9 protein-coding genes and 2 riboswitches are annotated in these 12,417 nt (G+C 69.1%); of the genes, 6 read left to right on the forward strand and 3 right to left on the reverse strand.

The genetic code is table 11. From position 1 onward, the window contains the following. Nucleotides 1–29 precede the first annotated feature (29 nt). The 4 genes from G6N09_RS04280 to G6N09_RS04295 are packed head-to-tail and all read left to right on the forward strand — an operon-like array spanning nucleotide 30 to nucleotide 4,682. Nucleotides 30–1,220 (forward strand): ABC transporter substrate-binding protein, encoded by a 1,191-nt coding sequence (locus tag G6N09_RS04280; RefSeq protein WP_083023602.1) that lies wholly within the window; start codon nucleotides 30–32, stop codon nucleotides 1,218–1,220. Next, nucleotides 1,217–2,257 carry a FecCD family ABC transporter permease gene (locus tag G6N09_RS04285; protein ID WP_083023600.1) on the forward strand — a complete coding sequence of 347 codons (1,041 nt, stop codon included), beginning with the start codon at nucleotides 1,217–1,219 and terminating at the stop codon, nucleotides 2,255–2,257. The genes G6N09_RS04280 and G6N09_RS04285 overlap by 4 nt, the downstream gene beginning before the upstream one ends. Beyond that, on the forward strand, nucleotides 2,254–4,089 hold the full coding sequence (locus tag G6N09_RS04290) for an ATP-binding cassette domain-containing protein (RefSeq protein WP_083023598.1): 1,836 nt from the start codon (nucleotides 2,254–2,256) through the stop codon (nucleotides 4,087–4,089). Before G6N09_RS04285 ends, G6N09_RS04290 begins: the two co-directional genes overlap by 4 nt. A 14-nt stretch (nucleotides 4,090–4,103) precedes the next feature. Then, complete coding sequence (locus G6N09_RS04295; RefSeq protein ID WP_083023930.1) at nucleotides 4,104–4,682, forward strand: DUF7676 family protein; 579 nt, start codon at nucleotides 4,104–4,106, stop codon at nucleotides 4,680–4,682. 100 nt (nucleotides 4,683–4,782) lie between these two features. Here the strand turns inward: G6N09_RS04295 and G6N09_RS04300 are convergent, their stop codons facing one another. Next, a complete protein-coding gene (locus tag G6N09_RS04300) occupies nucleotides 4,783–6,507 on the reverse strand; it encodes a PPE domain-containing protein (protein ID WP_083023597.1) in 1,725 nt (574 codons plus the stop codon). 97 nt (nucleotides 6,508–6,604) lie between these two features. After that, nucleotides 6,605–6,722, reverse strand: a riboswitch (cobalamin riboswitch). 66 nt (nucleotides 6,723–6,788) lie between these two features. Further along, on the reverse strand, nucleotides 6,789–8,105 hold the full coding sequence (locus tag G6N09_RS04305; RefSeq protein ID WP_083023594.1) for an aminotransferase class I/II-fold pyridoxal phosphate-dependent enzyme: 1,317 nt from the start codon (nucleotides 8,103–8,105) through the stop codon (nucleotides 6,789–6,791). A 39-nt stretch (nucleotides 8,106–8,144) separates the two neighbouring features. Here G6N09_RS04305 and G6N09_RS04310 point away from each other — a divergent pair, with 39 nt between their 5' ends. Beyond that, complete coding sequence (locus G6N09_RS04310; protein ID WP_083023592.1) at nucleotides 8,145–8,801, forward strand: pyridoxamine 5'-phosphate oxidase family protein; 657 nt, start codon at nucleotides 8,145–8,147, stop codon at nucleotides 8,799–8,801. 22 nt (nucleotides 8,802–8,823) lie between these two features. Here G6N09_RS04310 and G6N09_RS04315 read toward each other — a convergent pair whose 3' ends face one another. Next, entirely contained in the window at nucleotides 8,824–10,419 is a 1,596-nt protein-coding gene (locus tag G6N09_RS04315) for a PPE domain-containing protein (protein ID WP_083023928.1), read from the reverse strand. A 33-nt stretch (nucleotides 10,420–10,452) separates the two neighbouring features. Further along, a riboswitch (cobalamin riboswitch) is annotated at nucleotides 10,453–10,610 on the reverse strand. Between the two features lie 103 nt (nucleotides 10,611–10,713). Between G6N09_RS04315 and G6N09_RS04320 the strand changes: the two genes are divergently transcribed. After that, nucleotides 10,714–12,393, forward strand: coding sequence for a glycosyltransferase (locus G6N09_RS04320; RefSeq protein WP_234806931.1), 1,680 nt, complete (start codon nucleotides 10,714–10,716; stop codon nucleotides 12,391–12,393). Nucleotides 12,394–12,417 lie beyond the last annotated feature (24 nt).

Genomic DNA, 12,417 nt, shown 5'->3' on the forward strand with positions numbered 1-12,417 from the left:
GTGTACCCCGAGGAAGCTGACACACGCCCATGCCCCGTGCGCTGCGGGTAGTCCCTGCGCTGTTGACGGCGCTGGCCACCGCGTTGGCCGGCTGCTCCGGTGAACTCGCCTCCCCCGCCTCGGAGGCGCGCGCCGGCTGCATCACCGACTTCGATCCGGCCGCCGACTACTTCCCGGTCAAATCGACGATGACCGAGGCCACCAACTTCACCATCACCTACCACGGCAGCTATCAGGTCCTCACCGTCGAACGTCCGTACCTCGGCGGCAAGCCGGTGACCTATGTACTGGTGCGCTGCGGCGCCCCGGCGCCAACCCTGACCGGTGAACTGGCCAATGCCGCGCGGATCACCGTGCCGGTGCGCAGCCTCTACTCGGGCTCGACGACGCACCTGGCGATGATCACCGAGCTCGGCCAGGCCGGTGTGGTCACCGGGGTCGCGAGCCCGGCCGCTGTGGTCGACCCGCAGATCCGCACGCGGATCGCCGACGGCCAGATCGCCGGGTATGCCCCCGGCGGGCAGATCAACGTCGAGAGCGTGATCGGCGCCGGCCCCGATCTGGTGGTCACCGAGGGCGTCGACGATCCCGGTCACCCCAAACTGCGCGAAGCCGGGATTCCGGTGGTGGCCGACGCCGAATGGCTCGAGCCGACCCCGCTGGGCAGGGCCGAGTGGATCAAGGTTTTCGCCGCGCTGACCGGCACCGAGCAGCAGGCCGGGCAGATCTACGAGTCGATCCGCAGCAGCTACCAGGCCCTGGCGTCCCAAGCCGCCTCAGCCCAGCCCGTCGATGTTCTGGTCGGCACCATGTATTCGGGCACCTGGTCGATGCCCACCGGTGACAGCTATTCGGGCCGGCTGGTCGCCGACGCCGGCGGCCGCTACCCGTGGCTGTCCCATACCGGCTCCGAGAGCAGGCAGTTGAATTTCGAGTCGGTCTACGCCCAGGCCGGCACAGCACCCCTGTGGCTGGTGACCGACAACTGGCAGACCGTCGATGACGCGGTGGCACGCGACAGCAGATACGGCGAGCTGAGCGCGGCGCGCACCGGTCAGGTGTGGTCGGCGACCAAGGCGGTGACCCCCGACGGCGGCAACCTCTACTGGGAGCGCGGCACCGCGCGACCGGATCTGCTGCTCGGCGACCTGGTCGCGATCCTGCACCCCGAGCTGGCCGGCCGCCACGACTTCGAGTTCTATCGGCTGGTGCCGCGGTGAAGCCGCGCATCGCCGTAGTGTTGGCCGCCCTGGCCGCCGCGGTGGCGTTGTTGGCCCTGCTGGGGTTGGTGCTGGGCCCGGTGCGGGTGCCGGTGGCCGACACCGTCCGGGTGCTGGTGGGCGCCGAGGCTGCCGATCCGCGCTGGCAGGTCATCGTGTGGAACATGCGCCTGCCGCGGGTCCTGACCGCGCTGGCGGCGGGCTCGGCACTCGGGGTCGCGGGCCTTCAACTGCAGACCCTCTTCCGCAACACCCTCGCCGACCCCTACATCCTGGGCGTCAGTTCCGGCGCCAGCCTGGGCGTCGCCCTGGTGGTACTGCTCGGTGGCGCGGCCGGCGGTGGTTTCACCACCGCGGTCGCCGGTGCCAGCCGCGCCGCGGAGGTGATCGCCGCGGCGCTGGGGGCAGCGGCCATGCTCACGCTGGTATTGGCGCTCTCGCGGTGGACCCGCTCGGCGGCCACCCTGCTGCTGATCGGTGTGATGATCGGCGCGGCCAGCACTGCACTGGTGAGCCTGGCGATGGTGTACTCCGATCCGCAGCGGGTGCAGCAGTATCTGTTGTGGGGTCTGGGCAGCTTCGCCGGAACAGGATGGGCCGATCTTCGGTTGCTGCTGCCGCTGGTGGCCATCGGCCTAGTGGCCGCGACCCTGACCATCCGTCCGCTCAATGCCCTGCTGCTCGGTGAGAGCTACGCGGCGACGATGGGCATCCATGTGCACCGGGCCCGGATAGTCACGGTGGTGTCGGCGTCGCTGCTGGCGGGCGTGACGACCGCGTTCTGTGGGCCGATCGCGTTCCTCGGCCTGGTGGTTCCGCACGTGGCGCGCATCGTGGTCGGCACCTCCGATCACCGCGTGGTGGTGCCGACGGTGATGTTGCTGGGTGCGGTCGCCGCGCTGGGCTGCGGGATCGTCAGTCAGGTGCCCGGCAGTGACTTGGTCATTCCGATCAATGCGGTGACCGCGCTGGTCGGGGCCCCCGTGGTGATCACCGTGCTGTTGCGCGCCCGTCGCGGCCCGGGGTTGCCGTCATGAACCCGTCGGTTCAGCGAGACTCGACGCAGGAGAGGCGAACCTGGGACCGCCGCACAGACCCGGCGGTTCAGCAAGGCCGCATCAACCCCGCGGTGGAGCTTGCCGGGCTGGCGATCGGCTACCGCAACCGCCGTCGGCCGGTGACGGTGGCGGCCGGACTGGCCGCCCAGGCCCGCCGGGGCGAGCTGACCGTGCTGATCGGACCCAACGGTGCCGGCAAATCCACCCTGATTCGCACCCTGGCCGGGCTGCAGCCCGCACTGGGCGGACGTGTTCTGCTCGACGGCGCCGACCTGACCGCCCTGCCGCGCGACGAGCTGGCTCGCCGGGTCGCGGTGGTGCTGACCGAGCGCATCGATCCGGGTTTCCTGTCGGCGCGGGAGTTGGTCGGGCTGGGCCGCATCCCCCACCTGGGACTGGGCGGACGGTTGCGCCCGGCCGACGAGCGGATCATCGATTGGGCGCTGGCGGCGACCGGAGCACAACACCTCGCGTCGCGGCCGGCCGCCGAACTGTCCGATGGCGAATGCCAGCGCGTCCTGACCGCCCGGGCACTGGCCCAGCAGCCCGGCCTGTTGATCCTCGACGAACCGACCGCATTCCTGGACGTCTCGTCGCGGGCGGCGCTGTTCGGGCTGCTGCGCACGCTGGCCCGCGAGCAGCAGCTGGCGGTCGTGCTGAGCACCCACGACCTGGAGTTGGCGCTGCGGGTGGCCGATCGGGTGTGGTTGATGGATCCGGTGGGTGCCCTGGTGGACGCCGTCGGCGAGGAACTGATGTTGTCCGGCCGGATCGGCGAGATGTTCGGCAACGACACCTTGCGTTTCGACGTGGCCAGCGGCATGTTCGAGCTCAGTACCCGAGCCGACCACGATGGCACCGCGCGCACCGCTCGTGTCGATGCCGACGAACCGTTGCGTTCGGCACTGGCCCGGGTGCTGTCCCGGGAGGGCTGGGAGATCGGCGAGTCCGCCGAGATCGTGGTCTCTGCCGCCGATCCCGATGTCATCACGGTGCACAGTGCGGACGCCGAGCTGGTCAGCTCACTGCGCGATCTGCCCCAGCGGTTGCGCGCACTGGCGACATCCCCTCAGCGCTGCGCTCCGCCGGAGCATACGATCACGGCATTGGCCGAATTGTCCTCGGTCAGTTCTTATTTCGCGGTCTCGACGGGCCTGTCCGACGAAGCCGACTGGCGACCGGTGGCGCAGCTCTACTCCGACCCGGAGTTACTGGCGGGCACGCTCTCCCACGTGCAGGAGCGGATCGGCGCGCCCGATCTGCGTGTGGCGGCGTCCACTTTCTTCTTGGGCTACGCCGCACGCCTGTGGTCGATCGGCTTGGGCGGGCTGGCCGAGCACGGGCTGCTGATCGATCTGGACCCCGAGCGGCTTTGCTACGCAGATTCGGCAGGCACCATCCGGCTGCACCTGACCAATCCCCTTGCTTGGCAGGACTCTACGGGTTCTGACGTCCTTGAAGCGACGCTGGCAGACATGCTCGTGACACGGCATCTGAAGCCGTTGGTCGCCGCGGTGCGAGCGATCACTCCGATCTCCGAGCGGCTCCTGCTGGGCAACGCCGCCTCCGCCGCCCTGGGCGCCGCCCGGGCCTTGAGTTGGCATCACGGAGCAGACCTTGCGACCGAACCGAGTTGGGCTCTGGCCCGCCGCATGTGCGAGCACGAATACCTCAACAGCGCGGTGTGTTTCAGCGATTCCGGCACCGACTACCGACGCAACAGTTGCTGCCTGTTCTATCGCACTCCCGGTAGCGGACTGTGCGGCGACTGCGCACTGACCCACAAACCGCAGACCCGTATAACCCTGTGAAAGAAGGGATTTTCATGACCGAGAACACCGGCACCGTCGTCGCCGATCCCCCGATCGTTGACACCGAAGACCGCGGCCGCGAACAGCTCTGGCCGTTGCCCACCGACCAGCAGAGTCTGCTGGATCTGCTGCATCTGTGCTTCGACGAATACTGGGACCAGATCTGGTTCGGCATCATCATGGAAGGCGCCGCGTGGGAGGTGGCGGCCCCCAACCCACCGCGCAAGATCTCCATGCTCGACGGATACGCCACCATCGATTTCGGCCGCTGGCACTTTCACCTGTGCATCGGCAAGCATCGAGCCAGCGGCTCGGAGCTGGGCCGCATCCGCCGCTGCAGCCGGGCCGAGCTGTACCGCCGTATCGGTAAGGACGGCAACCCGCAGTCGTGGGGCGTGCGACTCTACAACGGGCGCGACGAACAGATGATGACGGTAATGCTGCCCAATCCGTTTCTCACCAACGACCAGCAGATGCGCGACGAGCCCGAGTGGGGCCAGCTGGAGCTGTGGGACAAGCTGCGCGACAAGTACCTGGGCCTGGGGCCCGACCCGCTGGACCGCGGCGGCAATCGGATCCGCTGCGGCGGTTAGCGAGGTTCGACGAAGGAGAGCCGAAGCTGAACCGCCGCAACAGACCCCGCGGCTGACGGCGCGGCTGAGGTGCTCCACCGCGCCTGGCCGGCCAGCCCGGCTAGTCCGGTTCGGTCGGCCAGGTGTTCGGCATCATCGGGCTGACTGCGCCACTGCCGAACCCGTCTTCGGCCAGCGCAGTCAGACCGCCCGGCCGCGCACTGGGCACCCGACGGGTGCCACCGGCGACGCCGTGCGCCCCGACACCGCGGCTGGAGGCGACCACGCCGACCGGCTCGGGTTCGAGGTCCATGTACTCGTGGCCGCGGCCCAACATGCCGACCTTCGCCCGACGCCGCCGCCGATGCGGGGTCGCCTGCTGCGCCGGCTCCTCCGCGGGCGCCGCGGAACTGTCGGGTTTCGGGGCCGCCTTCTTCCGGGAGCTGGTACCCGATCCGCGTCGAGCACCCATGTCCAGACCGCCCACCATGTACATGTAGGCCGGCATGGTGACCGACGGCGGCCCGGCCGGGGTCGGTGGCGGGGCAGCGGGAGGCGGCGGTGCTGCCGCGGCCGGCGCGGGTGCAGGCGCGGGTGCGGGCGCCGGAGCCGGCGCCGGCGCGGGGGCTGGCGCAGGCGGCTGGGGCATGGCCAATGCGGGCGGTGGCGCAGCCGGTGGCGGCGGCACCGCTGCCACCGCCGCATGATGCGCCATCGCCCCGATACCCAGGCCGCCGATCACTCCTGCACCCAACACTGTCGTGCCGGCCATCGAGGCGGCCAACGCCGGCAGCAGCGCCGTCTGGGTGATCAGATAGTTCAGCGCCTGAATGGTGTTGCCGATGGTGGACGTGACGATCTCGACCATTGCCAAGGGAACGACCAGGCCCAGCGCCTGAGGATTGAACAGGGCCGTGTACATGATCGCGATCAGGTCATCGATGATCACGATGCTGGTGAACGCGAAGTAGGAACCGGGATCCAGCGGCACCGAGAAGACATAGGCCAAGCTGGCAGGGTTGAAGAAGCTGAACGGGTTGCCGGTCCAGCCCAGCCACGAACCCGGGACCGGCCACGGCGGCAGCAGCGGCGAGCCGGCCTGCAGGCTCGCGAAGAACTCGGCGAACGGATCTCCGATGCCGGTGTAGCCGATCTTGGCGAAGAACTCCTGCAGTTCGATATACATCGGGTACTGGCTGATGTCGGGATAGGGCGGGTGCGGGACCAGGCTTTCGAGCCATTTGGCGAAGTCGAGGAACCACTGCGGGGCCGCCGGCGCGGTGTCCGCCGCACTGCCGGGCGTCTTGAGTACCGCCGGCGCCGGCTCGGTCTGAACGGACGCGGCGGTGGCCACCGCCGCGCCTGCCACCGCCTGGTAGCCGGTCATCACCGCGGCAGCCTGCGCCCACATCCGCCCGTAGTCGGCTTCGTTCAGCGCGATCGGGATCGTGTTGACACCGAAGAAGTTGGTGCCCACGAGCACCGCGTGGGTGACATGGTTGGCCACCAGCTCGGCCATGGTGGGCATGGCCGCCAGCGCGGCGGTGTAGCCCGCGGCCGCGGTCTGCTGCTGTGCCGCGGTGGCTGCGCTGGTGGCGGCCGCACGCAGCAGCCAGGCCAGATACGGGGCGTTGGCGGCTACGAACGCCTCAGCGGACGGACCCTGCCATGACCCGGCCTGCACCGCACCCAGCACCGCCGTCAATTCGTCGGCGATAGCGGCGTATTCGGTGCTCAGCGCGCTCCAGGCGGCGGCCGACGACAGTAAGGGACCGGCACCCGGGCCGGCCGACAGTGACGTTGAATGTACTTCTGGCGGGGAGGCCATCCAGATCGGCGCGGTCATCGCCGACCACCGGATGCCACCCGAACAGGGCGCAACATGGGGGTTTGCCAGCTCTCTCGGGGTACACCGCCCCGGGTCGCAGGATGCGACGATGTGAGTGTCCTGACTCTCGGATCACTGCTCGCCTCGCCTTCCAGCCCTTTTCAGAGCCGTGGCATTTGAGGGTCGCTCCCCGATCACAGTGGCGGGACCGTGCCGGATTCACACCGGCTTCCTGCACCATCGTTGCCGTACCGCTGCAGTATCGCATGCCGAGGCGTTCGATGACCCCCGAGCGCGAGCTATACGCTCGCGCGGCCGGGACCGTGCACGGCCTCGGCGATAGCGGCGGCCAACGGGGCGATGTCGGCTGAAGTGAGCTCCGCGACGGTGATCCGCAGACCCGGGGCACTGCGAATCCGAAACCGTGCCCCCGGAGCCGCGGCCCATCCCGCGGCGAAAAGTTGTGTCATGGCCACTGCCTCGTCGGGCACCGGGATCCACACGTTGAGCCCGGAGCGGCCGTGCGCGACCACGCCCCGGTCAGCCAATGCCGCACACAGCCCGGCGCGGGCCGCGCGGTAGGCGGCTTGCGCGTCGGCAACTTGCCGCGCCGCGCCGGCGTCACGCCACAGTGCGAGGGTCAGGTCCTGCAGCAGATGGCTGACCCAGCCCGGCCCCAACCGCTGACGCCCCTGCACCCGTTCGACCGTGCGCTGGTCTCCAGACAGCACCGCCAGCCGCAGATCAGGGCCGTAGGCCTTGGCCACCGAGCGGATGAATGCCCAGTTACGGGTGGCACCTGCCAGCGGGTGCAGCGGCGCTCCGGCGATGGCCGCGCCGTGGTCATCTTCGATCAAGAGCACATCGGATCCGTCCAAGAGCTCCCGCAGCGCATGCGCACGTTCAGCGGAAACCGCTGCTCCGGTGGGGTTTTGCGCGCGGCTGGTCACCACCACGGCGCGCACTCCACGTCTGAGCGCGCGGGCCAGATCGGCGGGCAGCGGTCCATCGTCGTCGACCCCCACCGGCTCCGCGGTCAACCCCAGGGCGCCCAGCAGGTCGAGCAGGTTGGGCCATCCCGGATCCTCGACGGCCACCCTGTCGCCGGGGCGCAGGTGTGCGCACAGCACCCGCTCGATGCCGTCGAGCGCTCCGGAGGTGACCGCGAGATGCGCGGCCGGCACACCGTCGGCCGCCAGGTCGGCCGCGGCGTGCCCGGCCAGTTCCGGGGCGATCGGGGGCTGCCCGTAGAGCACGGCCGCACCGACGGGCACCGATGTCGCGTGCCCGACCGGCAGCAGCGCCGGGTTGGGGTTTCCGGTGGACAGGTCGCGCACCTGCGGCGGTACAGCCAGTCCGCGCAGCGACCGCGGCGTTGTCGCCGGCCGGTCGCGCACCCGGGTGCCGCGTCGGCCCGAACTTTCGACGGCGCCGCGCTCACGCAGCAACCGGTAGGCGGCGGCCACGGTGTTCGGATTCACGCCGAGCCGTTGAGCCAGGCCGCGAATCGGCGGCAATGCGGATCCGGGCGCGAGGGCACCACAGGCAATCCCCTCCTCGATGCTGGCCGCGATAGCCTCGGCGCCTTCACCCGTAATGATGTATTGTACTGCCACAACTCCTATATTGCACTAGTACATTAACGGAGGCAACTCATGTCCTATGCGCCGACCCCGCAGACCACCCCCACCCGGTACCGGGAGCGGGCACGCTACGACCGCCACACGGTGCATCGGATCCTGGACGAAGCCTTGATCTGTCACCTGGGCTACTCCCGGGGCGGTCACCCGGTGGTGTTGCCGACCACCCACGCCAGGGTCGACGAGACGCTGTATCTGCATGGCTCGACCGGCAGCGGACCGGTGCTGGCGGCCGGCCCCGCCGGCCTGCCGGTCTGCGTTACCGCCACCTTGGTCGACGGACTGGTGCTGGCTCGCTCGGCCCTGCACCATTCGATGGCCTACCGCTCGGTGGTGGTGATCGGCTCGGCGCGTCTGGTCGAAAGCGAGGGCGAAAAGCGGCTCGGGCTAGATGCGCTGCTGAATCACGTCGCGCCGGGGAGGGCCGTCGATGTCCGGCCGCCCAACCGCCGGGAGCTGGCCGCGACCGCGGTGCTGGCCCTCGATCTTCTCGAAGTGTCGGCCTCGGTGCGCGATGGCGGCCCCAGCGACGAGCCGGAGGATGTCGCATTGCCCCACTGGGCGGGGGTCGTTCCGCTGAGCCTGGTCGCGGGGCGTCCGGAACCCGCCGCCGACCTCGACCCGGCCGTCGCGTTGCCCTCGTATCTTCGGGACTACCGCAGGCCACGGTGACACCCGGCAGCCGTCGAACCGGCTAGTGCGCCTGCGCGCGGCGTGTCGTCATCCAGGTGCCCGGCGTCATGGGGGCAACGGCGCCGCCGCCGAACGCGTCCCCGCTCAACGCGGTGAGCCCGCTCGGCGCTGCGGCGCTGTCGGGGTCTTCGAGATCCATGTACTCGTATCCGCGGCCGATCATGTCGGTCTTGGCCCGGCGGCGCCGACGGGCCTTGGCCGATTCGGCTGCCACGACAGGCTCCGCCGGCGCAATGGCCTCGGCGGGTTCGGCGGCTTTGCGCCGGCGGGCGCTGGTGCCTGCGGCTCGGCGGGCCGGCTGGCTCACTCCGGCGACCAGGTACATCGCGGCCAGACTGTCCCCGGGGGACAGCGGGGGTGCGGGCGGTGGAGGCGGTCCGGGTGCGGGCGGCACCGGTACCGGCGGCGGGGCAGCGGCCGCGACGGGCGCCGCGACGGGCGCGGACACCGGCGGGGTGGGAGCCACCGTCAACCCGGCGAACGGCGGCGGCACCGGCGCCAGTGGCACCGGAACAACCGGCAGCGCAGCCAGACCCGACAACCCGGCCAGCCCCGCCAGCGGTGCCGCGGCCAGCGGCGCCAGTGCCGCGGTCAGCATCGGCAGAACCACCGGGATCAATACCACCGCCTGCTCCAACAGCGTCTTGAGCAGGGCGATCACGTCAGTGATGATGGTGCCGACCGCTTCCACGGCGGTGAACATCAGCGTGAAGGCAATGGTGCTGGGATTCCCGGTTGCGAAGGCGGCAGCGATATCGGCGCCGATGAACGCGAAGGTCTGTGACAGGTAGGCGGCGAACGAACCGAAATCCATCGGATAACCGATCGCGAACGCGATGTTGTAGGGACTGAAGAAGCTCAGCGGGTTGCCCAGAATGGTGAGCCAGGGGTTGAATCCGCCAAACATCGTTTGAAAGAAGGGATTGCTCGCCAGCTCGTTGATCATCGGCTGCAGCACCGTGTTGTAAAAGTCGATATAGCCGCTGTTCTGCAACCATTCCATGATCTCGTTCTGCCGATCCGGCGGCAATGGCGGCTGGCCGGCGTCCGCAGAGCCGGCCGTGGCGATCGGCTGCGCCGCGGCGGTCTGCGGACTCGACGCCACCGCTGTACCGGCGACGGCTTGATAGGTGGCCATCACGGCCGCGGCCTGGAACCACATCCGGCCGTAGTCGGCCTCATTGAGCGTGATCGGGATGGTGTTGACCCCGAAGAAGTTGGTCGCCACCAGCACCGCGTGGGTGGCGTGGTTGGCGGCGAGCTCGGCCAGCGTCGGCATCGACGCCATCGCCGTGTTGTAGGCGGTGGCCGCGGTGTGCTGCGCAGCGGCGGTGACCGCACTGACCAGGCCGGCCTGGACCAGCCAGGCCAGATAGGGCACGTTCGCGGCAACATAGGCCTCGGCGGCAGGCCCCTGCCACGCCCCGGACTGCACAGCACTGAGCAGGGCCATCAGCTCATCGGCGACTGCGCCGTATTCGGTACTCAGTGCGTTCCACGCCGACGCCGACGCCAACAGCGGACCGGCACCGGGACCGGCGGACAACAGGGCCGAATGTAGCTCCGGAGGTGAACTCATCCAGATCGGCGCGGTCACGATCGCCAGCTCTCTCGGGGTCATCCGCCCGGTATCGCAGGATGCGACGACGTGAGTATCTGGCTCTCGGGTGAGGTGCCTCCCCCGATGACAGTGGCGGGACCGCTCCGGACTCGCACCGGATTCCTGACATCGTCATCGCCTTACCGGCGAATTCTCGCACGGCGGCGACGTCACCACCCCCGAGTCTGAAATCCAGGGCGAATCTGTCGGCGTGTTCGCCGCCGGATTCGCGCTCGGTGACGCGCGTGAACTCTCCCGCCGGCCCACCGGCCACCAGGTAATCTGCCGACCGTGTCCGATCCGGCGAACGCGCGCTCCACGATCTGCCTCAACATGATCGTCCGCGATGAGGCCCACATCATTCGAGAGGTGCTGGACGCCACCGCGCCGTACATCAGTTCGTGGGTGATCGTCGACACCGGATCACAGGACGGCACCCAACAGGTGATCCGCGACCACATGGCCGCCCTGGGCATCCCCGGTGAGCTCTACGAACGGCCCTGGCGCAACTTCGGGCACAACCGCACCGAGGCACTGGCCCTGGCCCAGGGCCACGCCGATTACATCTGGATGATGGACGCCGACGACACGATCGTGGGCACGCCCGATTTCACCGGCCTGGACGCCGATATCTACGACCTGCGCATCCGGCAGGACGCCATCGCCGGCTGGCGCCCCCAACTGTTCCGCGATGGGCTGCCGGTGCGCTACGTCGGCGTGGTCCATGAGCACCCGGTCTGCGATGAAAACCACACCAATACCCGCATCGGCGGCGATTTCGCCGTCGAATCACGACGCCTGGGCGCCCGTAACCTGGACTCACACAAATATGCCCGCGACCGGGATCTCCTGCTGGCCGAGGTCGAACGCAACCCCGAGGACACCCGGTCCGTCTTCTATCTGGCCCAGAGCTACTTCGACCTGGAGGATTTCGCCTCCGCGTGCACGTGGTATGCGCGGCGCGCTGAAATGGGGGGCTTCGCCGAAGAGGTGTTCTACTCGCTGTATCGCACAGCCAGCACCATGGAGGTGCTCGGGAAACCGTGGCCAGAAGTGCAGGCGGCTTACCTTCGGGCCTGGGAGTTTCGACCGACCCGCGCCGAGCCGCTGTATTGCATAGCGTTCGCATATCGCGCCGACGGGCGCTACGAGCTCGGTTACCTGTTCGCCAAGCTGGCCACCGAGATCCCGCTCCCCGACGAGCAACTTTTCGTCGATGCGGGGGTCTATACCTTGCGTGCTATCGACGAGCGTGCGGTGTGCGCGTCATGGCTCGGCAGGCACGACGAAGCGTTCACCCTGTGCCGAGGTCTTATTGCCAGCACCGAGGTCCCCGAAGAGGAACGGCAACGTATCGCTGCCAACCGCGACTTTTCGGTTCCGGCCATGCTTGAGGCAGCATCGAGCTACCCAGAAGCCTTGGCGCACAGCCTAGTTGCCGGGCCAGCCGGCGCCGAGGTTACGGTCAGCCTGAGCACCGGAACTGACCGAGCCCGCACCGAGCAGACCCTGAACTCGTTCCTGAACTGCTGTCTGGACGTAGCGCGCGTCGGACGCGTCCTGGCGATCGACACCGGCCTGTCCGTGCAAGACCGCACCGTGCTGGCGCAGCAGTATCCCTTCCTGGAATTCGCCGATCCCGACACCGTGATCAGCGCCGCGGTCGGTGGCCGCTACTGGCTCCGACTGGAGTCGGGCTGGCGGCTCTTTGCCCCGGAAAATCTGATCACCAGGCTGATCGGCGTACTACACGCCGAACCACATGTCTCCCAGGTGGGCATCAACTTCACCGACGCCGTGGAACTGACCGGCACCTGCGCCGCCGAGGACGCCGTGCGCCGGAAACCCGACGCCGGCCGCTACCTGCTGACCGAGACGGTTGCCACCGGCCCGGCGATGTTCGACACCACCCGACTGGGTCACGCCGGCGGCACCGCCACTCTCGACGAAGTGCTCTGCGTCTTGGAGTGAGTCAACAGGTAGATCGGCCGCCCG

The organism is Mycolicibacter minnesotensis, assembly GCF_010731755.1.
GTDB lineage: Bacteria > Actinomycetota > Actinomycetes > Mycobacteriales > Mycobacteriaceae > Mycobacterium > Mycobacterium minnesotense.